Origin of the sequence: Geomicrobium sp. JSM 1781026 (assembly GCF_041949955.1) — a bacterium.
Taxonomy (GTDB): Bacteria; Bacillota; Bacilli; order Bacillales; family Marinococcaceae; genus Geomicrobium_A.
In genome coordinates, this window is the sequence record NZ_JBHFQF010000009.1 from 142,274 (window position 1) to 166,644 (window position 24,371).

29 protein-coding genes and 1 riboswitch are annotated in these 24,371 nt (G+C 43.7%); of the genes, 8 read left to right on the plus strand and 21 right to left on the minus strand.

The genetic code is table 11. From position 1 onward, the window contains the following. Positions 1-10 precede the first annotated feature (10 nt). Entirely contained in the window at positions 11-199 is a 189-nt protein-coding gene (locus ACE1TF_RS16265; RefSeq protein ID WP_042398361.1) for an SE1832 family protein, read from the minus strand. A gap of 78 nt (positions 200-277) precedes the next feature. Between ACE1TF_RS16265 and ACE1TF_RS16270 the strand changes: the two genes are divergently transcribed. Continuing rightward, on the plus strand, positions 278-1,000 hold the full coding sequence (locus ACE1TF_RS16270) for a DUF5694 domain-containing protein (RefSeq protein WP_375018331.1): 723 nt from the start codon (positions 278-280) through the stop codon (positions 998-1,000). 30 nt (positions 1,001-1,030) lie between these two features. Here ACE1TF_RS16270 and ade read toward each other — a convergent pair whose 3' ends face one another. Genes ade through ACE1TF_RS16285 form a run of 3 tightly spaced genes read right to left on the minus strand, consistent with a single transcriptional unit; the run spans position 1,031 to position 3,995 of the window. Beyond that, positions 1,031-2,833, minus strand: a complete 1,803-nt coding sequence (ade, locus tag ACE1TF_RS16275) for an adenine deaminase (protein WP_375018333.1) — start codon at positions 2,831-2,833, stop codon at positions 1,031-1,033. Positions 2,834-2,865: 32 nt separating this feature from the next. Continuing rightward, positions 2,866-3,354, minus strand: a complete 489-nt coding sequence (locus ACE1TF_RS16280; RefSeq protein WP_375018335.1) for a GNAT family N-acetyltransferase — start codon at positions 3,352-3,354, stop codon at positions 2,866-2,868. Continuing rightward, the gene (locus tag ACE1TF_RS16285) at positions 3,330-3,995 is read right to left on the minus strand and encodes an HAD family hydrolase (RefSeq protein ID WP_052363548.1); all 666 of its coding nucleotides are present in this window, start codon (positions 3,993-3,995) and stop codon (positions 3,330-3,332) included. The genes ACE1TF_RS16280 and ACE1TF_RS16285 overlap by 25 nt, the downstream gene beginning before the upstream one ends. Before the next feature lie 68 nt (positions 3,996-4,063). After that, a riboswitch (TPP riboswitch) is annotated at positions 4,064-4,163 on the plus strand. A gap of 56 nt (positions 4,164-4,219) precedes the next feature. Between ACE1TF_RS16285 and thiT the strand changes: the two genes are divergently transcribed. Further along, positions 4,220-4,798, plus strand: a complete 579-nt coding sequence (gene thiT / locus ACE1TF_RS16290; protein ID WP_375018338.1) for an energy-coupled thiamine transporter ThiT — start codon at positions 4,220-4,222, stop codon at positions 4,796-4,798. Positions 4,799-4,854: 56 nt separating this feature from the next. Here the strand turns inward: thiT and ACE1TF_RS16295 are convergent, their stop codons facing one another. The 5 genes from ACE1TF_RS16295 to ACE1TF_RS16315 form a co-directional block, all read right to left on the minus strand. Next, entirely contained in the window at positions 4,855-5,862 is a 1,008-nt protein-coding gene (locus tag ACE1TF_RS16295; protein WP_375018340.1) for a proline racemase family protein, read from the minus strand. A 63-nt stretch (positions 5,863-5,925) separates the two neighbouring features. Next, complete coding sequence (locus ACE1TF_RS16300; RefSeq protein WP_375018342.1) at positions 5,926-7,206, minus strand: TRAP transporter large permease; 1,281 nt, start codon at positions 7,204-7,206, stop codon at positions 5,926-5,928. After that, complete coding sequence (locus ACE1TF_RS16305) at positions 7,203-7,655, minus strand: TRAP transporter small permease (protein WP_375018344.1); 453 nt, start codon at positions 7,653-7,655, stop codon at positions 7,203-7,205. Before ACE1TF_RS16305 ends, ACE1TF_RS16300 begins: the two co-directional genes overlap by 4 nt. Before the next feature lie 61 nt (positions 7,656-7,716). After that, positions 7,717-8,718, minus strand: a complete 1,002-nt coding sequence (locus ACE1TF_RS16310) for a DctP family TRAP transporter solute-binding subunit (protein WP_375018346.1) — start codon at positions 8,716-8,718, stop codon at positions 7,717-7,719. 14 nt (positions 8,719-8,732) lie between these two features. After that, positions 8,733-9,395, minus strand: a complete 663-nt coding sequence (locus tag ACE1TF_RS16315) for a GntR family transcriptional regulator (protein ID WP_375018348.1) — start codon at positions 9,393-9,395, stop codon at positions 8,733-8,735. 183 nt (positions 9,396-9,578) lie between these two features. On the opposite strand from ACE1TF_RS16315, the gene ACE1TF_RS16320 reads away from it, so the two are divergent. Then, complete coding sequence (locus tag ACE1TF_RS16320; protein ID WP_375018350.1) at positions 9,579-10,322, plus strand: polysaccharide deacetylase family protein; 744 nt, start codon at positions 9,579-9,581, stop codon at positions 10,320-10,322. A 13-nt stretch (positions 10,323-10,335) separates the two neighbouring features. Here ACE1TF_RS16320 and ACE1TF_RS16325 read toward each other — a convergent pair whose 3' ends face one another. Continuing rightward, complete coding sequence (locus tag ACE1TF_RS16325) at positions 10,336-11,172, minus strand: LysR family transcriptional regulator (RefSeq protein ID WP_042398344.1); 837 nt, start codon at positions 11,170-11,172, stop codon at positions 10,336-10,338. A 105-nt stretch (positions 11,173-11,277) separates the two neighbouring features. On the opposite strand from ACE1TF_RS16325, the gene ACE1TF_RS16330 reads away from it, so the two are divergent. Further along, the gene (locus ACE1TF_RS16330; RefSeq protein ID WP_375018353.1) at positions 11,278-12,066 is read left to right on the plus strand and encodes a class I SAM-dependent methyltransferase; all 789 of its coding nucleotides are present in this window, start codon (positions 11,278-11,280) and stop codon (positions 12,064-12,066) included. Further along, entirely contained in the window at positions 12,050-12,412 is a 363-nt protein-coding gene (locus tag ACE1TF_RS16335) for a VOC family protein (protein WP_042398342.1), read from the plus strand. Before ACE1TF_RS16330 ends, ACE1TF_RS16335 begins: the two co-directional genes overlap by 17 nt. Here the strand turns inward: ACE1TF_RS16335 and ACE1TF_RS16340 are convergent. The 7 genes from ACE1TF_RS16340 to ACE1TF_RS16370 form a co-directional block, all read right to left on the minus strand. After that, positions 12,403-12,597, minus strand: a complete 195-nt coding sequence (locus tag ACE1TF_RS16340; RefSeq protein ID WP_042398340.1) for a YwbE family protein — start codon at positions 12,595-12,597, stop codon at positions 12,403-12,405. The genes ACE1TF_RS16335 and ACE1TF_RS16340 overlap by 10 nt on opposite strands. A 74-nt stretch (positions 12,598-12,671) precedes the next feature. Then, entirely contained in the window at positions 12,672-13,526 is an 855-nt protein-coding gene (gene rfbD, locus ACE1TF_RS16345; protein ID WP_375018356.1) for a dTDP-4-dehydrorhamnose reductase, read from the minus strand. Then, on the minus strand, positions 13,523-14,476 hold the full coding sequence (gene rfbB / locus ACE1TF_RS16350) for a dTDP-glucose 4,6-dehydratase (RefSeq protein WP_375018358.1): 954 nt from the start codon (positions 14,474-14,476) through the stop codon (positions 13,523-13,525). The genes rfbD and rfbB overlap by 4 nt, the downstream gene beginning before the upstream one ends. A gap of 9 nt (positions 14,477-14,485) precedes the next feature. Then, a complete protein-coding gene (rfbA, locus tag ACE1TF_RS16355; RefSeq protein WP_042398335.1) occupies positions 14,486-15,355 on the minus strand; it encodes a glucose-1-phosphate thymidylyltransferase RfbA in 870 nt (289 codons plus the stop codon). Continuing rightward, complete coding sequence (locus ACE1TF_RS16360; RefSeq protein WP_375018360.1) at positions 15,352-16,749, minus strand: glycosyltransferase; 1,398 nt, start codon at positions 16,747-16,749, stop codon at positions 15,352-15,354. The genes rfbA and ACE1TF_RS16360 overlap by 4 nt, the downstream gene beginning before the upstream one ends. Positions 16,750-17,557: 808 nt before the next feature. After that, on the minus strand, positions 17,558-17,719 hold the full coding sequence (locus tag ACE1TF_RS16365) for a Fur-regulated basic protein FbpA (RefSeq protein WP_081829060.1): 162 nt from the start codon (positions 17,717-17,719) through the stop codon (positions 17,558-17,560). A gap of 153 nt (positions 17,720-17,872) precedes the next feature. After that, the gene (locus ACE1TF_RS16370) at positions 17,873-18,148 is read right to left on the minus strand and encodes an HU family DNA-binding protein (protein ID WP_042398332.1); all 276 of its coding nucleotides are present in this window, start codon (positions 18,146-18,148) and stop codon (positions 17,873-17,875) included. 94 nt (positions 18,149-18,242) lie between these two features. Between ACE1TF_RS16370 and ACE1TF_RS16375 the strand changes: the two genes are divergently transcribed. After that, entirely contained in the window at positions 18,243-19,427 is a 1,185-nt protein-coding gene (locus ACE1TF_RS16375; protein ID WP_375018363.1) for a trans-sulfuration enzyme family protein, read from the plus strand. 74 nt (positions 19,428-19,501) lie between these two features. On the opposite strand, the gene ACE1TF_RS16380 is transcribed toward ACE1TF_RS16375, so the two are convergent. From ACE1TF_RS16380 to ACE1TF_RS16390, 3 genes are all read right to left on the minus strand, one after another. Further along, on the minus strand, positions 19,502-20,164 hold the full coding sequence (locus tag ACE1TF_RS16380) for a BclA C-terminal domain-containing protein (RefSeq protein ID WP_375018365.1): 663 nt from the start codon (positions 20,162-20,164) through the stop codon (positions 19,502-19,504). Between the two features lie 93 nt (positions 20,165-20,257). Next, on the minus strand, positions 20,258-21,361 hold the full coding sequence (locus ACE1TF_RS16385; RefSeq protein ID WP_375018367.1) for a tetratricopeptide repeat-containing glycosyltransferase family 2 protein: 1,104 nt from the start codon (positions 21,359-21,361) through the stop codon (positions 20,258-20,260). 64 nt (positions 21,362-21,425) lie between these two features. After that, on the minus strand, positions 21,426-22,010 hold the full coding sequence (locus ACE1TF_RS16390; protein WP_375018391.1) for a TetR/AcrR family transcriptional regulator: 585 nt from the start codon (positions 22,008-22,010) through the stop codon (positions 21,426-21,428). A gap of 80 nt (positions 22,011-22,090) precedes the next feature. On the opposite strand from ACE1TF_RS16390, the gene ACE1TF_RS16395 reads away from it, so the two are divergent. Together ACE1TF_RS16395 and ACE1TF_RS16400 are read left to right on the plus strand one after the other, a co-directional pair. Next, complete coding sequence (locus ACE1TF_RS16395; protein WP_042423076.1) at positions 22,091-22,435, plus strand: DMT family transporter; 345 nt, start codon at positions 22,091-22,093, stop codon at positions 22,433-22,435. Beyond that, positions 22,432-22,746: a DMT family transporter gene (locus tag ACE1TF_RS16400; RefSeq protein WP_375018369.1), complete on the plus strand. Its 315-nt coding sequence runs from the start codon at positions 22,432-22,434 to the stop codon at positions 22,744-22,746. The genes ACE1TF_RS16395 and ACE1TF_RS16400 overlap by 4 nt, the downstream gene beginning before the upstream one ends. Positions 22,747-22,794: 48 nt before the next feature. Here ACE1TF_RS16400 and ACE1TF_RS16405 read toward each other — a convergent pair whose 3' ends face one another. Then, complete coding sequence (locus tag ACE1TF_RS16405) at positions 22,795-24,312, minus strand: BCCT family transporter (protein WP_375018371.1); 1,518 nt, start codon at positions 24,310-24,312, stop codon at positions 22,795-22,797. Positions 24,313-24,371 lie beyond the last annotated feature (59 nt).

The following is a 24,371-nucleotide window of genomic DNA, read 5'->3' on the forward strand; positions in this document are numbered from 1 at the left end:
AGCATACTACCTATTCTTCATTTGAATTTGCATGAATTTTTTGCCTTGTTTCATGAATTTCTTCTTCTAATTGCTTCAACTGTCGAGTAACCGGGCGGGGATTTCCCCCGATGGATTCGATCTTTTCCAGATCTCCTTGCACCCGTGCATAATCAGATTTGAGCATTCGCAACTGCTGTTCAAGTTCTTGGACTGTCATGACTTTCTCACCTCATTGTTCTTTCTAACGTAACATCTTTCTTTTCATTCAGCAATCAAACGATTGGATGGTGCTAAGATGAAGAAACCTACGCTATTGCTCGCCGGAACGTTCCACTTCGATGAGAGTCCAGACTTAATTCATCAAGGAGTTCATCGTTTTGATGACGAGACGGAACAATCGATTGACGGGATTGTCCGTGCACTTTCTGCCTTTGAACCGACAGACGTTGCGGTAGAACTCGATCAAAAAAAGCAAGCAGAGTTAGAGGAACGCTACAGATTGTATTTGACCGGAGAACACATACTAAATGGTACGGAAATTGAGCAAATTGGCTTTCGACTACAAGCGAAACGAATCCACGCCATTGACCATTTGGGAGAAAATCCCGCATATGGAATCGGAGATGCGTTAGCTTGGGCACGTGATCATTTGCCTCATTTTTACGAATCTTTCCAAACTGATCAATTAGAACCGATGTTAAAAGAAGAAGCTGCATCACAAGAACTTTCTGTTTACAATCGCTTTAAAAGAGCGAACAACATGGAGCTCTCACAAAAGTTAGATCAAATGTACACGCAAATGTTAACTGTTTCAAATGCTGAGCAACATGTTGGGTTGTACTGGGTTAATTGGTGGTATGAAAGGAACTTAACGATACTCGCAAACATTGCTCGTCTGGCCCATACCGGCGAAGAACGCATTGTTGTCCTCATCGGTGGTTCTCACTTGTATTTACTAAAAGATTGGATTGAACGTACGGATTGTTTTTCACTCGAGTACACACATCAATATATTTAAAAAGTGCGAGCCAAGGGGCTCGCACTTTTTTCAACCCACAAACAATCCGACTTTTTCAAAGCCTTGATCGCCAATTCTTACTAGCCCGGTATCCGATAAACGGATTTCTGGAATAACAACGAGTGCTAGGAGCGAGAGTGTCATGAACGCATAGTTCATCGTACAACCTGCTTCTGCTAGCTTTTCACTAATCTTCTTTGATGTGTTGGCGACCTCTTCATACGGTTGGTCAGACATAAGACCGGCAACAGGTAATGGCAACATCGTCACTTCATCACCTGATACAAACGCAATTCCTCCTTGGTGACTCGCAACGTGATTTGCAGCTTGGGCCATCAAATCATCGTCATTGCCAATCACCATGAGATTGTGCGAATCATGGGCGACGGTCATTGCAATAGCGGCAGGCCGTTGAAATCCCACGCCGCTTAGAATACCTAGACCTGTGTTCCCGTTTACGCCATGGCGTTCAATAATTGCCATCTTACAAAGCTCATTGCCGAGTTGGATTTGATTATTCTTCGTCGCGACATTCACGTGCTTTTCTTTCGTTCCAACTTGATTCTCTTGAACATGAATGGTTCGAACCGTCACGCGGTCTACAACAGTTGGTGCCTCGATTTTAAAGTCGCTCCGTCGCACGTCACGCTTCAGGTGAACCGAGCGGGTCGCAAACTCTGGCCACTCGATTCCTTTAATCTCAACAACCGTTTTTCCGTTTTCAGCAACGACTGTCCCAGCACAAATCGTTACATCCACATGAACGTCCTCTAGCTTGCCCTCGAGCAATACGAAATCAGCAAATCGACCGGGAGCAATCATTCCGACATCTTGACTCAATCCAAATCTTTCAGCTGTATTGATCGTCGCCATTTGGATGGCGACGACAGGGTGAACCCCTTGTTCAATGGCGTGGCGAATAACAAAGTCCATATGCCCTTCATCAACGAGCGATTCTGGGCTTCGATCATCGGTGACGAGCATCATTCGTCGTGTATTAATACCGTGTTCTGTGTGCGCTTTAATGGTCTCTGCAACATCATGCCACGCAGAACCTCGACGCATCTTCGCGTATTGTCCGAGGCGAATGCGTGCAATGACATCTTCAGCGGTTGTCACTTCATGATCACCACTAATGCCGGTGCTCGCGTATGCTGACAAGCGAACGGAATCTGGTTCCCACGTATAATGACCATCAGCTACTCGCCCTGCTTTAAGCGTCTCTTCGAGCTCACCCATCATCTTTTCGTCACCGTAAACGACACCAGGAAAATTCATCACCTCACCGAGCGCAACCATATCGTCTCCCCAAGTAAATGCCTCTTTCACTTCTTTCGCGCCAATCGACGCGCCATTGGTTTCAAACTCTGCACTCGTTGACGGCACGCACGAAGCCACTTGCATATAGGCCGCCATCGGCGTTTTCCGCGCCTCTTCGAGCATCAGTTTAAGACCGTCCAAACCAAGAACATTCGTAATTTCATGGGCATCAAAAAAGCCACTCGTTGTGCCTTTTGGCAATACTGCCCTCGCAAATTGCGCCGGGGTAATTTGACTGCTTTCAATGTGGCAATGCCCATCAATAAAGCCTGGGGATAAGTATTTTCCTTTTGCATCAATCACTTCTGTATCGTCACCAACTGTGTGATCAGCGTTCTCCCCAACATATGCAACCCTAGACTCACATACCGCCACATCTGTATTTTCTAAGATTTCACCAGATACTACGTTGATGAGTTTGGCGTTTTTAATGACAAGTGTTGCTTTTCTTTCTCCTCGTGCCGTTTCATTCAATGGCACAAGGCTTTCGAACTGAGGCTTTCGTTCGTACACTTCGCTTCCTCCTTACGTTGGTTCGGGAGGGGTCAAACGTTAAATGTCATGACCCACTCGCGAAGAACCTTTCCATGAATTGTAAACGAACTGAGCAAATAATGCACGGGGTGATTGTTGCGATAAAATGCCATCGACGGGTTATCGACGAGCGCCTCAACCGCATACGTATGCCAACCTTGTCGTTGAAACTCCGTTTTAGCCGCCTCTAGTAGTTGGGCGCCGATGCCTCTTCGTTGATAAGATTCTAATAAGTATAAGGCGTACACTTGTCCATCCGCCGCATAACGCTCAGAACGTCCATAATGGACAAAGCCTACGATCTTCCCCTCTTCATTCGTGGCTACCTTCGTATTGTTCACCTCTGTAATGATCTTTACCCAACGTTCTGTTCTCGTTGTTTCATCCAACTCATCAAGATAAGTTTGTGGAACAATACCCCAGTAGGTTGTTTTCCAACTTTGCACGTGCACGTGAGCAATGCCTTGGGCATCTTCTACTTTTGCTTTGCGGATGACCATGTTTCACCCTCCAACTGTTGTAATTTAGGTATGAATTGACGCCAAGATGAAAACTGGAAATGTGCGTCACTATCCACTTGTTCGTTCGTTTTCCAAGCCGCTTTCAAGCCCTTGTTACGACTTCCGATAATATCAGTGTCGTACTGGTCCCCAACATACAAGGCTTGTTCAGGCTGTACGTTCAACTGCTCTATACCTAATGCGAAAATTCGGGCATCCGGCTTTCTTAAGCCAACCTCATCTGAAATGATCACTGATTCAAAATATTCATTAATACTTAAAGAATTGAATACCGCTCGTTGAAAGCCTTTCTTTCCGTTTGAGATGATTCCGAGTTTATAATCCTTTGCCTTTAATTGTTCCAGTGTGTGCTCAACGTCAGGATACAGCTGTGCGAACCTCGGAAACAGAGTAACATAATCGGCTAGTAGTTGTTGAGGGTCTAATGGCAACTGATATTCTTTGACTAACTGCTCATATACCTCATCCTTCCAGCGCATCCCCTCATTGTCCAATTCGACAAACCTATTCAGATCGACATTCATTGAGAAACGCTCGCATTGATCTCGAAAAAAAGTTACCAATGATTTCGGTCGATTATGTAATGTGCCATCTAAGTCAAACAAAATTGCTTTATGCATACGTGACCTCCCCAAAAACAGCTTGGCTTTCATTGTACTATAAGATATACTATATTCGTCTGAATATTATCAACCACTAGGGGTGTCGCAAGACTGAGAGGGACTCGTTCCCGACTCTTAGAACCTGATCTGGGTAACACCAGCGTAGGGAAGTGGGAGAGCACATTACGACGTTTAATGTGCGGACCTGCATCCCCCTGTGGAAACAAAAAGGGGATTTTTTTATGCAAACAAGAACGTTAATCATGGTGGAAACAGCGCTCATGGTCGCACTCGCGCTCATCTTAGACCGCATTGAGTTTGCGGGTCCGTGGGTCATGGGAGGCTCGATCTCCCTTGTTATGTTGCCGATCTTTGTCATGGCATTTCGGCGCGGCTTAAAAGTTGGTCTGATGACAGGGCTACTCGTTGGTGTCATTAAGTTAATCTTAGGAAGCTCGATGATTCACCCCATCCAATTTCTATTAGACTATCCAGTTGCCTTTACCGTATTAGGACTGGCGGGTGCATTTGCTTTCAGGAACAAAAAAGGAGAACTAAACATCCGATGGGCACTGTTCGGCCTTTTCTTTGCATCATTTTTCCGTCTCGTCGCCCACATCATCTCCGGTGGGGTTTGGTTTGGCGAATATGCGCCAGAGGGATGGAACGTCTGGCTCTACTCAGCTATTTATAATACTTCATACCTTGTGCCAGAAACACTCATTACATTTGGTGTGATTCTTCTTATTGCAAAAACTCAACCGGCATTTTTCAAACTTAAAAACCGACCCGCTCGATTAAAGTCTTCGGTCGTTTCTTAAAAAAGAAAAAAGGGGGGATGAGCGCATGCTCATCCCCCCTTTTTTCATATGCACAATTAGTTCACGATAAAACCGCCACGGAACGGATCATTCGGATCCATTAATATATTCTGGAAACCATTGATAAACGCTGTTCCTTCTACTTCCGTTCGAACCGCATCCATTTCACCTAACTTGACGCTCTCAAGCGCTCGTCCAGTAAACGTACCTCCGACAAACCCTTCACTTACAATTTCCTCGCCAATTTTCATCTCGCCTCGTCCTACCATGCGAGCAACCATTGCTGTCGTACCTGTCCCACCTGGTGAACGATCCGCTTGTCGATCACTAAAAACATGAACATTTTTATACGTAGCTTCCTCAAGTGTCGGTTCGCCAAAGAAGGTAACAATATCAATGTAATTGATATATTCTTTTGTTGGGTGTTGTACACTTACTTTTTGATTTACCGCTTCTTTAATTCTTCTAGCGTATTCTTTCAACTGCATACCGTTGGATACATGAATTTTCGTATCTAGCTGTGCGATGTCCACCCAGGCAAAGTAGTTGCCACCATAACTAATATCTGTTTTGATCGTACCTAAGCCTTCGACCTCTACTTCAAGATCTTGATGTTCTAGAAAGCCAGGGACGTTTTCAAAACGAACACTTTCTGCACGGTTATTTTTCATTTTTACTTTTGGATACACAAGTCCAGCCGGTGTTTCCAATACGAGAGATGTTTCTTCTCCTGTTACTTCAACCATTCCAAGTTCAACAATCGCCGTTGAAACACCTATCGTTGCGTGACCACACATATTTAAAAAGCCAGTGTTGTCCATATAAATGACACCGAAGTCAACATCTTCCCTAGTGGGTGGTAACAAGACTGCCCCAAACATGTCTCGATGGCCTCTAGGTTCCTGAATAATTGCATTTCTTAACCACTCAAAGTTAGCCGCCATGTAGTCTCGTTGTTCAGCAACCGTTTCCCCTTTTAACTTTAATAAACCACCATTAATGATTCGAGTTGGCTCCCCAAACGTATGTGTTTCAATTGTTTGCACCATTCTGTTAAAAATCATTCGATCGTCTCCTTTAGATAAAATAGTATGTGTGTGCCAACTTGACGAAGCCCCATCAGCACATTAATCAATGAGTAAATTCGGAATATAGAGCATCAATTCCGGAAAATAAATCATGAAAAATAACACAATTAATAACACAAGAATGTACCAGACGTTATATTTACTCGTCTCCCACATCGTCGCCTTCGCTAAAGCAGTCGTAATATACAAACCACTTGCAACAGGAGGCGTTTGTTGGCCAATTGACCACACGATCAGAACAACCATAGCAAACTGCAACGGATCAACGGATACTGCATCAGCAAGAGGCAAGAATAGAGGTACGATGACGAGTACCATAACCGTACCGTCAAACACTAACCCTCCAAGAAATAGAATTAAACTAGTAATTAACATTACGGCAATTGGATCATTCGCAAATTGAAGCAACGGTTCCATCATCTGGTGACCCACACCTAAACCTGCAAAAGCAAAACCGAGCAACCCTGCGCAGGCAACGATGAACATGACAAAAGCCGTTGTCCGCACACTATCTTCAATGGCTACAAAGAAATCTTTCATGCTCATTTCTCGATAGATGAGTGCAGCTACAATCCCTACAAAAACAGCGATAGCCGCGGACTCGGTCGGTGTGGCAACTCCAGTAAGGATACTTCCAAGAATAATTACAGGAACGAGCAATGCAGGGATGTTTTTCAGTAGCTCAATGCCCACATTCTCAACTTTTATAGACTTCTCAATAATTTCTCCTTTTTGCTTGGCAGACAAAAAGTATGCAACAACCATAAAGCCTGCAGCAATCGTTAACCCGATAGGAATTCCAGTCATAAATAGTGCAGAAACAGAAATTCCAGAAACCGAAGCATATAAAATCATTGGAACACTCGGTGGTAATAAAATTCCTAGCGATGATCCAGCAGAAGTGGTTGCTGCGGAAAAACCGCGTCGGTAACCTTTATCAACCATTGCTGGAATGACGATTTGCCCTACTGCTGCACTAGCACCTACGGCAGTTCCTGTAATTGCACCAAAGAAGACCGATGCAACCACATTTACATAGGCAAGTCCACCCTTAAAGATGCCGACAATTAATAATGCTAAATTAATTAGACGTTTAGAAATTCCACTATAATTCATTATCGATCCCGCCAATATGAATAGCGGAATTGCAAGCAATGGAAAACTGTTTGCACCTAGGTACAATTGCTGTGTCATAAATGTAAGTGAGAAATCACTCTGTAGAACGATAAACATTACTGCAGTAAGCCCAAGTGTGAATGCAATTGGAACCCCTAATACGAGGAGAATGAGTATGACAATTAGCATAAGTAACGGGGTCATCTCACTTCACCTACCGTTTCTCCCTCTTGCTTATTACTTGTTTTGAAAGTTGCGATTTTTTTAATCGTCTCAATGATCTGGCATATGATCTCCATTGACATTAACGTCGCCGATACCCATATGAAACTGTAAGGCACCCACATAGGGACTGCCATAACAGGAGTACCTATATTTCCTACTATGGAAATTAACGGATACGTATTAAATGTGACGAGCAAAACTAACGTTAACATTGCAACTTTCGAAAACAATTCCAAGTAAGGCTTATTCTTCTCAGACAATCGATCTTCCAAAAAACTTACTTTTAGATGCGTGTTTTCGACAGTACACTGGTAGGCACCGAAAAATGTAAGCCAAATCATCGTCATTAGAGCCATTTCTTCAGGCCACTCAAGCAATATATCGAACAAATTTCTACCTATTAACTGCAATAAAAGTACTGAGAACATAAAGAACATGATTCCTACATTGACGTATTTGATACACCGGTATAAAACATCTCGAAATGATTTAATGGTAATCACCTCCGAGTTGTTCAATTATGTCTATAATTTCTTGACCTTCTTCTCCTAACCCTTCAACGACGGGTTCCCAGACGGGCTGAGTAGCTTCTTGGAATGCCTCAACATCCTCTAGTTCAAAGACTTCCATTCCTTCAGATTCGAGTCGCTCTACTAATGCAATCTCGTCACTTTCGTTTAAGTCCCTGTTCAAATCTCGACCTGCTTCAGCGGCGGTTTGAATAATCTGTTGATGCTCTGTTGATAAGTTCTGCCAAGTGTCCTCATTCATAAATAGCGATGCTGGAGAGTACACATGATTTGTGAGTGTCAGATAAGGTTGTACGTCATAAAATGATGAATTGACTATGACGGGCAATGGGTTCTCCTGTCCATGGACAGTGCCTTGTTGAAGAGCGGTAAACACCTCAGAGAAGCTCATGGGTAGAGGATTCGATCCTAGTGCCGAAAATGTTGCCATTCGAACAGGACTTTCTGGCACACGTATTCTTAGACCTTCAAAATCTTCAGGCATTTCAATAGGTCGAACACTATTTGTCACTTGGCGAAACCCGTCTTCCCAAAAAGCAAGATGCTGCAAGTTATACTCTAACAAATGCTCTCCAACCATATCTCCCGCCTCACTATCTAATGAAGCCCATGCATGTTCACGATTTAGAAAAATGTAAGGTAAAGAGAAAATCTCCTGGTATGGATTCATCTGTTCCAATGGTGTAGATGAGAGTCCCATTTCTATCGTGCCTATTGCTACACTTTCTTGTACTTCCCTACCGGAATCCCCGAGCTGTCCACCACCATAAAGCTGAACTTGAATTTCTCCATCAGATTTCTCTTCAACAATTTCCTTAAATCGCTCAGCACCTTGCCCCCAAGGGTGGGATTGCGGCAATTCATAAGCGAATTTGAGTACAACTTGTTCGCTTTGGTTACCACAACCGCTTAGTACACCGATCATGAGGAGCCCTGCAAATAACGCCGTTAATTTACGCATAACGATTGTCTCCCTTAGTTTGTAAGGTTCGATTCGATTACGACATCCTCATATTCAAATATTCCTTCAAGATGCTTCTTAAATAGTTCCTCAACGAGGTCTTCATCTCGGTTCTTAAGTGCTAAATAGATGGCTTCATGTTCTTCTATTGAACGTTGAACAAGTTCTTGCCTAGACATATACGAAGTACGAAATGAGACGATATATTCGTGCATGTTTTCTAGTATTGTTGTGATTCTAGGAAGATTCGACCCTTGAACAATGGTTTGATGAAACTGATCGTGAATTTCTACGAGACCTTTAATGTCAGCTTCATCTGAATGTCTCCTCGACTTCTCGAGTAGCCCACCTATATAGTTAAGCTCATGGTCACTTAAGCGAGTGGTCGCATGCCTAGCTGCTGTTGGTTCTAATTGCGCACGAATCATGTTGATTTCTCTTATCGCAGAAGGTGTTATACCGATAACTTTACAATGACGCCTCGGATGAATTTCAACCAAATTCTCCTGCTCCAACTTGTGCAGCGCTTCACGAACCGGTGTCCGACTGACACCTAATTGCTCTGCGATTTCTGCTTCAGTTAACTTCTCGCCTGGTTGTATATCTTGCATTAATATTGCTTGCCGAATCTGTTGAAATACAGTCTCCCGTATCGACAAATTCTCTATTCTCTTCATTTGCGTCTCCCTCCTGACACATTGTATCCCAGTTATAATAATCAGATTATAATTCAAATTGTATGGTTTATGCAACAGCTTTTTAAACTTTTTGTTTTTATTGTATAGAATCTCCACACGTCGACGCATGAAACAAGCAATCAGACACAAGCTAAAGGAGTGAAGCAAAGGGGGCTTGTGCTAATGAGAAAGTTTTTGATTATCGCTTTTGTAATCATGCTCATATTTTTAATGCATAACGATGTACTCGGGAAATCAAAAGCCGAGTTTATCGAATCTGGCGAAGTTGTTTGGAATGTACATACAGACAAAAAACTCATTGCGCTCACGTTTGACGATGGCCCTCACCCTATGTATACGCCTCTCATCTTGGACGTTCTGAAAAAGCACGATGCAAAGGCAACCTTTTTTGTCATTGGAAAACATGCAGAGCGTTACCCGGAGATTCTGCAAAGAGAAATGGCTGAAGGTCATGAAATCGGTAACCACTCATATGATCATCGTCCGTTGCGAGGCATATCGAAGGACGAGTTTATGAATCAACTTGAACTTACGGAAATGGCCATTGAGAATGCGACCGGCGTCCGACCGATTTTCTTTCGTTCAATGGGCGGGTATTATGATGATTTTACGGTTGATTATGCTGCTCAAGAAGGCTATCGCACCGTTATGTGGTCGTGGCATCAAGACTCACGAGATTGGAAGCGACCCGGCGTGAACACAATTGTGAATAATGTTGCACCCGGATCAACGCCTGGTGATATTGTATTGTTTCATGATGCAGGGGGTAACCGTAGTGAAACAGTAAAAGCGCTTGACCGAATTCTTACGGAGTTACGTGATGACGGCTTTGAATTCGTGACGATTAGTGAACTGCTCGTTTACAGTGACTATGAAGGGATTCCTCCAGAGCTTGTCGGTCTGTAAAACAACTTTCCCTCTAAACGCTAAGCATCTGTAAAAATGTGCGAAGTTGTGGTAAGTGTGTAAGCTCTTTTTCATAGAGTAGCCACGTCTTACGGCTAGATGTTTTAAGCGGTTCAACGACACAACGATCACTCAAGTCTGCCACGCTACATGCAGGGAGCACAGCTGCTCCAACGCCAGCTAGAGTAAGAGCTTTGCATGTCCCAATATTATTTACTTCCAACACTCTTTCTGGCCAGACCCCGTATTGTTTTACTATGGCATCTCTCACGTTCACGTGGTAACTTGGCTCAGTTTGGAAAGATAAAAATGGAAGGTCGGTTAAAATGTCGTAGGCTGTTGCGTCGTGATTTTTATAAACGAGAGCGAGCGGTTCGCTAAACCACGACTCCACGTGCATACCGACCATAGGTTCATCCCCGCGAACAATCGTAAGATGACGATTTGGAGTTTCGCGGAGGAGGTCAGCACTTAATCCTGTTTGCAATTCGATGCGTACTTCAGGGTATTCTTCCATATATTTTGCTAATATGTTTGGAAGTACATATTGTGCGATTACAGAAGAAACACCAATTTTTAATGATCCGGCAACGTGATTGTCCATTTTTGCTAATTGATCTTTCATTGTTTGCTCTGCTTGGAGTTGTGCTTTTGCATATTCAATGAGCACTTCACCTGCAGGAGTAGGAGTTAACCCCGCACTCGTTCGGACGAATAAGTCTCTCCCCCAATTGTGCTCAATTGTTTTAAGACGCTGGCTAATGGCAGGCTGTGAAATAAACAAATGCGATGCCGCTTTTTGCATGGAACGATATGTATCTAACGCTACGATGAGTGTAAAATCTTTCATATGCCCACCTCTATGCTATTACTTTTTCTTATACATGTTAATTCAATAACTGTTGTTCTTATTATATATCTTTTTCGCTATACTTGCATTAAAGGCGGTGAAATTATGGAGGATTTTTCTTTTCACGATACACAGTACCAAAAAATGTACAGTGAACGCAGCGTTGCCCCAGACTGGCTAACAAATGTTTTTCGAACTCTAGATGTAAAAAGTAAAACCATCGTTGACGTTGGATCTGGCGGGGGGTTATATGCGCGGGAGATGAGTAACCACGGAGCTCACGTTATCGGTGTTGACTCGTCAAAAGCATTGCTAAAAACGGCGAGACAAGACATTCCTGAAGTAAAGTTTTTGTACGGCTCTGCCACTCAACTTCCTTTAGAAGACAACTTTGCAGATGTGGTGATTATGCGCGCGCTCACACACCATATTGACCCCCTTGAACCTGGGTTCTCAGAAGCCGGGCGTGTGTTAAAAAAAGGCGGGCGCTTAATCATTCAGAACCGAACACTCGAAGATTGTTTGCTACCTGGGTCAAATCACCACTTGCGCGGCTATTTGTTTGAATGTTTCCCGCAGCTTAAACACATTGAAGAGAAACGGCGTCCTACTTCAGAACAAATGTACCAAGCGTTGGCAGCGAGCGGTTTTACGAGTCTGTCCATTCACACACTTTGGGAAACTCGGGCGGTGTACGAACAAGAGAATTGGGTCACTTCCTTTCATCGTCGTCAAGGAAGGTCAATTCTTCATAAGTTAAGCGACGAAAATCTTCATGCACTCATTGCTCACATGAAAAAACATATTCAAACTTCAGACGTCATTGACCGAGATCGCTGGACCGTCTGGGAAGGAATAAAACAGGAGGAATTCGCTCATGATTCTAACGCTTGATCATATACAAATCACTGCACCCATCGGTCGCGAAGACGAATGTCGTAAGTTTTGGGGAGACCTACTTCAACTTCAAGAAATTGAAAAACCAAAGGAACTACGTGACAACGGTGGGTGTTGGTTCACCATAGGTTCAATTGACCTTCATATTGGTATTGAGGAGCCCTTTTCTCCAAACAAAAAAGCCCATCCCGCTTTCCAAGTGAAGGATTTGGGTGCGCTTCAAGCCGTTCTTACCAAAGCCGGGTATCCGATAAAGGAAGCCACTCCTTTGCCATATGCAAAGCGTTTTTTTACTACGGATCCCTTCGGAAATCGATTGGAGTTTCTATCACTCTACTCATGAACCTTTTTGACTCTTCCAACTTGACCATCTGTTAGCCGTACTTTAATCCCGTGAGGGTGACTGCTTGATTTCGTTAGAAGACTTTGAACAGTCCCCCTCGTTAGCGTCCCCGTTCGCTGGTCGGCCTTTAGCACAATGTCTACTTCCGCCCCTGGTTTCACCTGACTTCTCATCTTACCGTCCATACCGCTGCCTCCTGTGTACCACTTATGATCTGCTCCTAATCATACGGCTTTATAGAAACAAACACAACCTTCTTCTATAGTTGACGATGTAAATAATGGTATAGCGCTTCTTCCCATCGTCTAGGTTTTGGAAAACCGTTCGCCTCAAGCGACTGATGACTTAATACAGAATACATCGGCCGTGGGGTACGTACTTTTAGCTGTGTGCGCTGAATTCTTCGTACCGCAGTTTCTAACCTTGAAAGCTGAACAATCTTCTCTGCCCATTCAAACCGTGAACACGAACCCGCGTTGGAGAAATGATATAATCCATACGCACGTGTGCCGATTAGTTGATCAATAAAGACAGCCAAATCGTACGTATACGTCGGGCAACCTGTTTCATCATCAACGACTTCCAAGTAGGGTTGTGCGTGAGCACGATCGAGAATTTTTTGCACAAAATGATGACCTCGGTCTCCATACAGCCAAGACGTGCGGACAATAAAGAATTCATTGTGCAACTGTTGGACGAAAACTTCACCTGCACGTTTGGATTGACCGTAGATCGTTTGAGGGTCTGGTCGATCGAACTCCATATATGGAGTCGAAGACTCCCCATCAAACACAAAGTCGGTACTTACATACACAAGCTTTGCGCCAACTTGACGAGCAGCAATGGCAACATTCCTCGTTCCGTAGGCATTAACCGCAAATGCTTGGTCGGGATCTTTCTCTGCCCCGTCCACATCGGTGTATGCCCCGCAATGAATAACAACATCGGGCTCGTGTTCATTTATCACTTTTTCTACCGACTCCAACACGCGTACATCCAGTTGTTCACGCCCTAATGCCACGACCTCATCATGTTCATATTGCTTTAGAAACTCGGCCACTTGGCTGCCCAGTTGCCCCTTAGATCCTGTAATTAGAATCCGCCTATTCGTCATCTGTTCACCCCCACATACCAGTCAATCGTGTACTGAAATGCGCGATCAAAGTCTGTCGTTGCCTTCCATCCTAGCTCTCTCTCAATTTTATCTGCTTGTATGGCGTACCGACGGTCATGACCTTTGCGGTCTTCAACATAATGAATCTGGCTAATAGGAAGTTGAAAGGCTGCGACGATTTTTTCTGCAATCGTTTGATTCGTAAGCTCATTGTAGCCTCCAATGTTATACACTTCACCGGATTTCCCATATTCCAAGACTTTTAAAATCGCTTGTACATGATCTTCAACGTATAACCAGTCGCGTATATTCTGTCCATCTCCGTAAAGAGGAAGAGGCTCGTTGTTCATCGCTTTTTTGATGAGGGTTGGAATGAGTTTTTCCTCGTGTTGATGGGGACCATAGTTGTTCGAACAACGCGTAATACATACGGGCAAACCATGCGTTTGATGATAAGCCCTCGCTAACAGATCAGCACTTGCCTTACTCGCCGCGTAAGGATTGTTCGGTTGCAACGGAGAGCGCTCTGTGAACAACGTTTCATCCTCTTTCGTTAATGTTCCATATACTTCGTCGGTAGACACTTGAATAAACCGTTTCACTTCACCGCATAGCGCCGCTTGCAACAGCGCATCAGTCCCTTGAACATTTGTACGTATAAACGGTGACGTATGAGCGATGCTGCGATCGACATGTGACTCAGCAGCAAAATGTACAATCGCGTCGACATGTTGTTCAGTGACTAGCTGGATCATCTTTCTTTGATCGGTTACATCCGCACGTACAAATTGATAGCGATCATCGTTTTCAACCGTCTGTAAATGCTCAAGATTTGCCGCATATGTGAGTTGGTCCACATTGATGATCGTCACATTTGACCTTTCTTTTAGTAACGCTAATATAAAATGGCTGCCGATAAAACCAGCCCCGCCGGTAACAAGAACTTTCATAGGCTCCTCCTAACGTTCGTTAGCAACCGCAAGCAAATACTGACCGTACGCATTTTTCTTGAGTGGCTTAGCAAGCTCAACGAGTTGGTCTGCCGTGATATACCCTTTTCGATAAGCAATTTCTTCAATACATGCGACTTTTAAGCTCTGCCGCTCCTCAATCGTCTCAATGAATGCCGACGCGTTTAGAAGAGACTGATGTGTGCCCGTGTCAAGCCATGCAAACCCTCGGCCTAGCTGCTCAACACGCAAACGGCCTTCGTGCATATACTGCTCATTTACAGATGTGATCTCCAACTCACCCCGCGCGGATGGCCTTACTTTCTTAGCAAACTGAACGGCACGATGATCATAGAAATAAAGCCCCGTTACAGCAATTGAAGATTTCGGCTCTTTTGGTTTTTCTTCAAGCGACAATGCTTTTCCATCCTCATCCATTTCCACGACCCCAAAACGCTCCGGGTTTCGTACCGAATAGCCAAACACGATCGCCCCTTCCTCTAAAGAAGCCGCCTCTTCCAATCGTTTCGAAAATTGACTTCCATAAAACAGATTATCACCGAGGATCAATGCGACCGGTTCTCCACCGATAAATGATTCGCCAATGATCAACGCTTCCGCAATTCCTTTAGGTTCCGCTTGCTCAGCATACGTAATATCGAGGCCCACAAACGACCCGTCGCCTAACATTTGTTCAAACCGTGGTGTATCCATAGGCGTACTAATAATGAGCACTTCACGAATACCCGCTAACATCAACACCGACAGAGGATAGTAGATCATCGGCTTATCGTATACAGGCAAGAGCTGTTTGGAAACCGCTTTTGTTAATGGATAAAGACGGGTTCCATCCCCACCGGCAAGAATAATGCCCTTCATTTTTTTTCACCCCCAAGCCACTCCACTTGCAAAATGATTTGGTACATCGATGAAAGTTGGGCAAGGTGATCGACTGAAATTCCGTGTTTTTTTCCAGCCTCTTGTATATCTTGCAAAAACGCTTGTTGCTTTTCATCTTGTTGTAGCTGTGTGTACGTCTTTACGCGCATGTTGAAATGTTCGCTCGGAAAGAGATCATCCACAGTAAACGGTGTGAAATGACGCAAATGACTCCACTTCGTCACTCCCCCATCATTCACTTGCCATTTCCCTTCCAGCATCGGGATCACGACCGAACTGTGCATAAAGTTGGGCACACTCATGACCATCATGCCGCCAGGTTTGAGATATTCGGCAATATTCATTATAAATTGCCACGGATTCACCGTATGATTAAGCACATCTTGAATGACGATCGCGTCAAAGTCATTCGGTAGTTGGGAAAAGTCGGTATGCTCATACTTTTCAACTATCTGAACGTGTGCGTAATGATGTTTTGAGAAGTCACACAGAGACTTTTCTTTTTCAATTCCGTAAACATCTGCCCGCGAGTTGCGCCCGACAATCTCTAAACCGGACGCACCAGCACCACACCCGATATCGAGCACTTTCGTTGCCGTTAAGGGCACAAGATTAACAAGTTCATTACGCGGGAACATGTATGCCGATATATCCGTGCGCCACTTCTCAATAAATTTCACGCGGTTTGTCATGTACAAATGATAGATATCCAGGTCATCATTACCGGTAAACGTTGCGTGCCCATGATGATGAACGAAGGATTCTTTTACAATTTTTAATTGGTATCCTCGATGAACGACTTGTGCCGACAAGTCATCATCTTCAAAAGACCCGATGCTGTATCGCTCATCAAATCCTCCAAGTGATTCCATTAATGAACGTTTTGCAAGCAAACAAAAACCAACGAGCCTCAGTGTCCGTTTCGTCTGTCCAGCATATTGTTCTTGATGACGTACAGCGAAGTCATCCAAATGAGCAAGGTCGGTATAATCAACACCTACCAGTTGAGCACCGCTCACATAATTACTTACCGGCCCAACCATCCCTACGTTTTCATCTGCATGAAGTTCTTTTTGTAATGGCTCTAGCCACCTGGGTGTCATGACTGTATCATTATTTAAAAATAATACATCGTCGCCTTCAGAGATCGAAAGGCCTTGGTTGCACCCTCTCGCAAATCCTTGATTTGTCTCGTTAAACTGACACTTCACGTCTTCCATTGCTGATAAGTACTCGACCGTTCCATCGGTTGAGCCATTGTCAACGAAAATAAGTTCAAATAACGACCGATCGGTATGCTTATAAATACTCTCAACACACTGCTTCGTTAGCTCTAATTGGTTGTATGTGAGAATCACTATGCTCGTTACCATCTACATCACCACCTCCTTATTCATATGACAAATGCCCACATCGTGTGAAAAGAAGGCAGTCACCCATCCTCAATCAACCTATGCACTGCACAATTGTCCATATTCTGTCGCTGTTTTATCATCGATATTTGCTTTTGCAGTGTTAAAGACTTTTCCTGCTGATTTTTCGCACAACGCATCGTAAGATTCGAGCAAATAAACTCTTTCTCATTTGGAAAAAAAGTGTGTAAATGAGATATGGCTACGAGCAAATACGGGAGCTTTATGTAACGAGCTTTGATGTTTGTGTAAAGTTGACACGGCTCACTCTCTGCCATCACTTTCATAGGTTCTGGCAGTGTCAAATTACACAACATAGAAATTCATAACAAGGATACGAATAGACCTGATTTAGTGTGAATTCTACGTATGATATTAGACTTCCCTCATCTTTCCAAGGCCTTAGAACCGGTCGAAGTTTTCCATCGATGTTGGAGGTAGCTAAAAAGGTTGTTTGTTTCCAAAGAGCTTGGATTGGAAAAATAATCACCCATCGATGCCACTTTGATTTCATTTTGCCTCCAAACGTTAGTCATTTACTTTCAATCAGGCGTTTATGGAAGCAGATGTAGCGCTTTGCAAAAAATGAACCGTCAACTGCCAAAGCCTTCTTCATTCCCTCAATCAATTATTCATTTGTTTCGCACGCTTTGGCGTTAACGAAGTCGCCTCTAATCGCGTGAAATGCTTTAGTTCAACTGATATCGTCAAAATCAGTACTCATGAAAAAACCCGCCTGTTTTCACAACAGGCGGGAGCATTCGTAAAGTTATCCTATATTCATTTGTCTAGAGAATTCATCATTCAGTTCTCGAGCGGTTAGTTCGTATAATTGTTTATCTCCGACTTTATAAATATCTAAAGACAATAGTTTCTGCACAAGGAATTCCTTACTATAATTCTGATTCCGAGAGTAATATTCAACAGCCATACTCTTCTACCCTTTCAATATGTTCTTGGTGTTAGGGTGAACTCACGTTCTACCTACTATACCCTTCGACGTCGAACAGTAAACACAGAAAAAGCAGAGGTCACCCTGAACAGATTATACCTATTCAGCGTAAACTGTTTTTAGACGCAAACTCTAAACATTAACGGCTTGCTTAAGTCGTTTGCCAGGCTTAAACGCGGGTGATAAACTTGCAGATACTTGAATCTCTTCGCCAGTTCTTGGGTTGCGCACGGTTCTCGCCTCACGTTTTCTCGTTTCAAACTGACCGAAACCGATAAGTTGCACACGGTCCCCTGATTGCAGATGCTCAGTGATTGCTTCAAAGGTGGCGTTGACCGCAACTTCTGCTTGCTTTTTCGTCAAGTCACTTTTATCAGCAACAACACTGATGAGTTCGGATTTATTCATTGATAGGCCTCCCTTTATTTGGTTACCTTTAGTTTTGGTGAACATTTCTGAATTTATACATCCGAATAGAAATTTATGGAAGGTGTGCTATTTTATGAGCAAGCGAAAAGAAACCGAATATATACATGGCTCACATAAAACGACGAAAGATCAGTATGGTAGTTTAACTCCTCCCATTTATCAAACGAGCACGTTTTCTTTTGAGCGAGCAGAAATTGGTGAGGCTCGTTTTGCTGGAAACGATCCTGGTTTTGTCTATTCCCGCATGGGAAATCCTACAGTAAAAGCATTCGAGGATCGGATGGCTACCGCAGAGGGAGCCGATCAAGCGCTTGCATTTGGCTCGGGTATGGGGGCGATTGCGGCCGTTTTACTTTCACACTTAAAGAGCGGGGAGCATGTGATTGTTTCGGATGGGATTTACGGCGCGACATATCGATTGCTCGAAGAATTTTCAAGTCGCTACAAAATTGCATCCAGTTATGTGGATATGAACGACCAAACGGCATTGGTCGAAACGATTACCCCAAATACGAAGATGCTTTTTGTTGAAACGCCAATTAATCCTACGATGAAAATGACTGACATACGAGCAGTTGCTGAGATTGCAGAGAAGCATAATTTACTACTAGCTGTCGATAATACGTTTGCTACTCCCTATTTACAACGTCCTTTAGAGCTTGGCGCACATTTAGTCGTACACAGCGCAACGAAGTATATTAGCGGGCATGGCGATGTGATTGCTGGCGTTGTCGCAGGAAATACTCCTGTCATGAAAGATATTCACTCATACGCGCAAAAAAATCTCGGCGCAGTACTCGGCCCCTTTGATGCGTGGTTATTGCTTCGTGGGATGAAGACACTCGCCGTTCGTATGGACCGTCATTGTTCAAATGCTAAGAAAATTGCCGATCGCCTACAAAAGCATCCGTCGGTAGACCGAGTCTTATATCCTGGAACGCCCCAATTCGCTGATTACAACCTCGCAAAAAAACAGATGCACAAAAGCGGCGCAATGATTAGCTTTTACTTGAACGGGGGTAAAGATGAAGCATTCACTTTTTTGAATCATCTAAAACTGATTCCACTTGCCGTGAGTTTGGGGGATGCAGAGACACTTATTGAACACCCTGCATCTATGACACACGCCAGTATCCCTGCAGGAGTACGTCAGGAGATGGGCATTACTGATAACCTCATCCGATTATCTGTCGGCCTTGAGCATTATGTAGACATTTGGAATGACTTGAAGCAAGCGCTAAAAAGACTCCATCCTTAATCCGTAGTGATCGACATTGCGGATTTCTTCATGAAAAAAGCTGTTGAGAACGGGACGTTCTCAACAGCTTAAACTTAGCCTTCTGTCGCACTCAAACGTACAATTGTTAAACTAGCTCCTTGACCTGTTTGTAGAACCGTTGGAATGAGTCCTGCTAGTTGCAAGGACACTGTGTCTCCAGCAGTCAACGGTACAACCACGCTAGCAGACAAGTTTGAAACAGCAGCTAACGGGGATACTTCAGATGCAGGAATGACCGCGCCGTTTTGTGTTACGCGAGCGCTGACAAGAACTGCAGCTGTAAGATTGACATCGTAACTAATGAGATACTGTCCAGAATCATTCACTGTAAAGACTTCGTTGGCTGCATCCACTGTAATGTTGCTTAAGTTCTGGCCATCTGGTAGTGGTACGTTCGTTCCAGCAGCAATAAGTGTCAACGTTTGCGCCGTCAAGTTAGCAGCAAAAGCAAATGTGTCCGTAGGGGCTACAACACCCGTTGGGATTGTTGGCGTTGTTGGGATCGTAGGAATAGTAGGGATTGTTGGAATGGTAGGCGTTGTTGGGATCGTTGGTGTTGTTGGTACAGTTGGCACCGTTGGAACGGTTGGCACTGTCGGGAACCCTCCGCCATTACCTACGAATCCAGGACCATTAATTAAGTTGTTATTTATTTCAATACCAGAACAACCGCTACTGCGGTTTCCTCTGTTCGGGTTAAATAGATTAAAGTTCATGCTTCTTCACCTCCAAAGTGATCGATGTTTATTTGGGATTCCATACATCTTATGCAAACAGTGGAGGTTGGAACCTGCATAAGCCTACTTGTCTTAAGATTCAGCTTCTGCCTTGTTTTGCTCTTCCAAATCCGCAAACAGTTTGCGATTTTGGATAACACTTTCATGTTCTGGCATCGTTTCAGCTGCTCTTTCATTTGCTTCTTTGGACTTCGGAATATCTCCCAATCTGAAATAACAAACACACTGTTGCAAATACGGATACCACGTTGAATAAGCATGATTCACAAAATTCAGAGAATCACCTTCTCGTTGTTGAACCGCCATTTGATACCAAAAAAGGGCGTTCTCAAAGTCTAACTTTTGTTGAAAGTGATTGCCGATCATACAACAACTTTCAGGGCGGGGTTCTTTTAGCTTCAATGTCCTGAGTGCTTGATCAACAGCTTCGTCTGGCTCATCAATGGCTAAATAACAATGGGTCATTGCCTGACAGGCGCGAATCTCATCTTCCACCCACCCTTGTTTCGTTTGCATAAATTCTTCATATTTATTAATCGCTTCTTCGTGTCTGCCTCTTTCTTTTAGTTCATTGGCATAATAAAAAAGATCTCGGGGGGTGAAGGGTTCATCGTCGTTGATCATTTTCTCATAAATGTTAATGTTGCGGTCCGCATTGGTCTGAACAGTTTTCTGTTCTTTACGGTGTGTGATCGCAACATCTGATGTGACAATATTTCCACCCACTTGCAAAAATTCGTGTACGGCTCCTTGCCATTCAAATCCACAGGCAGCTTTTACGATGCGGTGTCTTCGATAAGTAAACATCGGTTCGCCATTCGCATCAAAGGTAAGATGATACTTCATCGAAACCGCATCGGTCGTCTCATCTAGGTCTCCCTTCAGTCTTTTTAATTTCAGTTGGTCCTCTTCAGATAAGATGTCATCTGCATCCAGCCACATGATGAATGGTTCTGTCGCTTTGGAAAAAGCGAAGTTTCTTGCTTTGGCGAAATGATTTACCCACTCAAAATCAAACACGTTTTCTGTGTATTGAGCAGCGATTTCTTTCGTGCGATCACTGGAGCCGGTATCGACGATAACAATCTCATCTACGCAATCTTTCACAGATGCCAAACATCCACCGAGTACCTCTTCTTCATCTTTCACAATCATGCACAAACTAACTCTGATCATCGTGCCACTCCTTCCCAACACTAGGGATTTGTGACATCGTATGTATCGAAAACCGTACGTGTGCCTATCTTGAAATTCCATTCCAAAATACATGCCAGGCATCTTCAAAACGATTTCTAAAATCTTCTTCCTCATAAATGAATCCTTCTGTAAATAGGCCGTCTAGTAATACGTAATAACTTGATAGGAACGTCGATTGACTAATCTTCACGAATCCTTCATCGACCCCTTGTTCATACAGCTGCTCAAGTAACGCATTAATCTCAGCGTCTCCAGCCATAGCAATATTTCTCACTGATTCCTTCAACGGCGCAGGAGGGAAAATCATAAATCGCTTGTACATCATCCCTTTTTGCTTACGGATAATAAAGTCAGAACTCGAGATAAGCAGTTGCTTTAGCCTTTCATCAATCGGTCGCTTTTCATATGCTGTTATACTGCTTTTCATGTTTTCAATTAGCTCTGACATCACTTTGTCTGCAATATACAGATACAATTCTTCCTTATTTTTAAAGTGGTTATAAAGGGAAGGTTTCTGAATGCCAACATCTGATGCAATCATGGCTAATGTTGTTCCTTCATATCCGTGTTCTGCGAAATGAGTCAGTGCCGCTTGAATAATTCGCTCTTTCGTTGTCACTTGTATCACCTTCTCCAATTGTATTGCTTCTTCTATGTCCCCATGATACACTAACGACCGTTCGTTAATACATCGAAAGGACGTTTCTTATGAACATTCAGTGGTTACTCGTTATTATAGCATCTGTATTTGAAGTCGGTTGGGCGACAGGCTTGAAATATGCTGACACGTTCACACAATGGTCCTTTACCGTCGTCGCCATTATTGTTAGTTTCATGTTACTCATACGTGCTGCTACACAACTTCCTACGAGTACGGTTTATGCTGTTTTTGTCGCCTTAGGAACAGCGGGTACGGTTATGGTTGATTATTTCTTTTTCGGAGCCGAAATGAACGTGGGCACGCTACTGTTTCTACTGCTTTTACTCATCGGTGTCATCGGCCTAAAAGTCGTGACTGGAGACAGCAAAGAGCAAAAGGAGGGCGTTGAATGAGCTGGATCGTATTAATTATTGCCGGGTTGTTCGAAGTGGTTGGTGTCACAGGCATTCAAATGATCACCGCTGGCCAAAAGAAAAAGGGGTACGCTGTTTTGATCGTCGGCTTTATCATTAGCTTTACTTTGCTCGGACTAGCGATGAATACGATTCCACTCGGTATCGCTTACGCAGTATGGACAGGGATTGGGACGGTTGGTAGTGCACTCATAGGCATGATCTTCTATCGAGAATCCAAAGATCGGGCCCGAATTTTCTTTATCCTTCTCGTTATTATTGCTGTCGTTGGCCTGAGGGTCGTTTCATAATAAGAATAAAGCCACAGCGTTCGTAAAGAAGAACGTTGTGGCTTTATTTTATGCCTTCGGCTTTTTAAATTCTTTTCCTTCTTTAGTTAATTGTTTTCCCTCTTTTGTTAACACAATGATCAACCCAATAAGCATGAGCAACATGATGACAGAAAACGGTAATGCCGCAATAATGAGCGTATTTTGCAATGCTTGCAAACCACCTGAATACAACAGGACAAGTGCGGTTGCAGAAAGAAGCACGCCCCAAATTATTTTCAAGCGATTCGGCGGGCTATTTGAGCCATTGCTCGTTAACATTCCGAGCACGAACGTAGCGGAGTCTGCTGACGTTACAAGGAATACGAACAGCGCAAACAATGTTAAGTAGGACATTAATGTACCAAAACCATAATTCTCAAAGGTGGCAAACAACATCTGTTCCGTTATGAAGTCTGAGATAACCGCAACTCCATTATGTTCTAGAGCGATCGCAGCCCCTCCAAATACTGAGAACCAAATAAACACGATGACTGTTGGCACGAGTAGCACTGCTGTTACGAACTCTCGGATCGTTCTCCCGCGTGAAACCCTTGCAATAAAGATGCCGACAAACGGAGCCCAAGAAATCCACCAAGCCCAGTAGAACAACGTCCAATCGTTTACCCACTGTCGATTTTCTTCATTGAACGGGGCGATTCTAAAGCTAAGCCTTGGTAAGTTTTGCAAGTATTCACCAATCGTGTTCGTGAATATGTTGAGAACGTACAATGTCGGTCCAGCAGCGAGTAATAACAAGAAAATAACGCCGATAACCGACATGTTCAAGTTGCTTAAAATCCGAAGACCTTTATCTAAACCTGACCAAGCGGAAGCGAGAAAGAGTACTGTTACAACAGCAACGATGCCTACTTGGGTCCAAAAATTCATTTCCCATCCAAAAACAAATGCCATACCGCCGTTCACTTGCGTAGCACCCAGTCCAATCGTTGTTGCAACCCCTGTTACCGTTGCCAACACCGCGATTATGTCCGTCGTTTTACCAATCGGTCCGTTAACACGGTCTCCTAAAATAGGATGCAACGTCGAACTAATTAGGCCTGGTCGATCATGCCTAAAGTTAAAGTAAGCTAGGGCTAGTGCAAGAATACAATACACTCCCCAACCGTGTAGACCCCAGTGAAAGGCCGTAAACATAATGGCGTTGCTCACTGCTTGATCTGTTCCTAACTCACCGGTTGGTGATTGAATTGCATAATGACTAACCGGTTCTGCAGCCCCAAAAAACACGAGCCCGACACCCATACCGGCACTGAACAACATCGACAACCAAGAAAGACGGCTAAATTCTGGCTTTTCGTCGGGCTTTCCAAGCTTCATCTTTGCCATCGGGCCGAACATAAAGTACAACGTCACGATAAGGAATGTTGTGACTAGAATTAAGTAGTACCATCCAAACGTATTGCTAATAAAGTCTTGCGCCAATGCTGTTGCATTTTCCAACCAATTCGGAACGACCGATCCGACAATCACGAGCAAAAGAATAATAATTACTGAAATCAAAAACACATTGTCGATTCTTTTCATTTCTCCACTTGCCTCTCTTTAATGAGCTGTTGCTTCTAAGGTTGCCAACATTTGTCCTA

Excerpts from the sequence above, each read along its gene's own strand:
- ACE1TF_RS16265 (WP_042398361.1), bottom strand. The coding sequence starts at position 199 with ATGACAGTCCAAGAACTTGAACAGCAGTTGCGAATGCTCAAATCTGAT.
- ACE1TF_RS16270 (WP_375018331.1), top strand. The coding sequence starts at position 278 with ATGAAGAAACCTACGCTATTGCTCGCCGGAACGTTCCACTTCGATGAG.
- ACE1TF_RS16280 (WP_375018335.1), bottom strand. The coding sequence starts at position 3,354 with ATGGTCATCCGCAAAGCAAAAGTAGAAGATGCCCAAGGCATTGCTCAC.
- ACE1TF_RS16285 (WP_052363548.1), bottom strand. The coding sequence starts at position 3,995 with ATGCATAAAGCAATTTTGTTTGACTTAGATGGCACATTACATAATCGA.
- thiT (WP_375018338.1), top strand. The coding sequence starts at position 4,220 with ATGCAAACAAGAACGTTAATCATGGTGGAAACAGCGCTCATGGTCGCA.
- ACE1TF_RS16295 (WP_375018340.1), bottom strand. The coding sequence starts at position 5,862 with ATGATTTTTAACAGAATGGTGCAAACAATTGAAACACATACGTTTGGG.
- ACE1TF_RS16300 (WP_375018342.1), bottom strand. The coding sequence starts at position 7,206 with ATGACCCCGTTACTTATGCTAATTGTCATACTCATTCTCCTCGTATTA.
- ACE1TF_RS16305 (WP_375018344.1), bottom strand. The coding sequence starts at position 7,655 with ATGTTCTCAGTACTTTTATTGCAGTTAATAGGTAGAAATTTGTTCGAT.
- ACE1TF_RS16310 (WP_375018346.1), bottom strand. The coding sequence starts at position 8,718 with ATGCGTAAATTAACGGCGTTATTTGCAGGGCTCCTCATGATCGGTGTA.
- ACE1TF_RS16315 (WP_375018348.1), bottom strand. The coding sequence starts at position 9,395 with ATGAAGAGAATAGAGAATTTGTCGATACGGGAGACTGTATTTCAACAG.
- ACE1TF_RS16320 (WP_375018350.1), top strand. The coding sequence starts at position 9,579 with ATGAGAAAGTTTTTGATTATCGCTTTTGTAATCATGCTCATATTTTTA.
- ACE1TF_RS16325 (WP_042398344.1), bottom strand. The coding sequence starts at position 11,172 with ATGAAAGATTTTACACTCATCGTAGCGTTAGATACATATCGTTCCATG.
- ACE1TF_RS16330 (WP_375018353.1), top strand. The coding sequence starts at position 11,278 with ATGGAGGATTTTTCTTTTCACGATACACAGTACCAAAAAATGTACAGT.
- ACE1TF_RS16335 (WP_042398342.1), top strand. The coding sequence starts at position 12,050 with ATGATTCTAACGCTTGATCATATACAAATCACTGCACCCATCGGTCGC.
- ACE1TF_RS16340 (WP_042398340.1), bottom strand. The coding sequence starts at position 12,597 with ATGGACGGTAAGATGAGAAGTCAGGTGAAACCAGGGGCGGAAGTAGAC.
- rfbD (WP_375018356.1), bottom strand. The coding sequence starts at position 13,526 with ATGACGAATAGGCGGATTCTAATTACAGGATCTAAGGGGCAACTGGGC.
- rfbB (WP_375018358.1), bottom strand. The coding sequence starts at position 14,476 with ATGAAAGTTCTTGTTACCGGCGGGGCTGGTTTTATCGGCAGCCATTTT.
- rfbA (WP_042398335.1), bottom strand. The coding sequence starts at position 15,355 with ATGAAGGGCATTATTCTTGCCGGTGGGGATGGAACCCGTCTTTATCCA.
- ACE1TF_RS16360 (WP_375018360.1), bottom strand. The coding sequence starts at position 16,749 with ATGGTAACGAGCATAGTGATTCTCACATACAACCAATTAGAGCTAACG.
- ACE1TF_RS16365 (WP_081829060.1), bottom strand. The coding sequence starts at position 17,719 with ATGGCTGTTGAATATTACTCTCGGAATCAGAATTATAGTAAGGAATTC.
- ACE1TF_RS16370 (WP_042398332.1), bottom strand. The coding sequence starts at position 18,148 with ATGAATAAATCCGAACTCATCAGTGTTGTTGCTGATAAAAGTGACTTG.
- ACE1TF_RS16375 (WP_375018363.1), top strand. The coding sequence starts at position 18,243 with ATGAGCAAGCGAAAAGAAACCGAATATATACATGGCTCACATAAAACG.
- ACE1TF_RS16380 (WP_375018365.1), bottom strand. The coding sequence starts at position 20,164 with ATGAACTTTAATCTATTTAACCCGAACAGAGGAAACCGCAGTAGCGGT.
- ACE1TF_RS16385 (WP_375018367.1), bottom strand. The coding sequence starts at position 21,361 with ATGATCAGAGTTAGTTTGTGCATGATTGTGAAAGATGAAGAAGAGGTA.
- ACE1TF_RS16395 (WP_042423076.1), top strand. The coding sequence starts at position 22,091 with ATGAACATTCAGTGGTTACTCGTTATTATAGCATCTGTATTTGAAGTC.
- ACE1TF_RS16400 (WP_375018369.1), top strand. The coding sequence starts at position 22,432 with ATGAGCTGGATCGTATTAATTATTGCCGGGTTGTTCGAAGTGGTTGGT.
- ACE1TF_RS16405 (WP_375018371.1), bottom strand. The coding sequence starts at position 24,312 with ATGAAAAGAATCGACAATGTGTTTTTGATTTCAGTAATTATTATTCTT.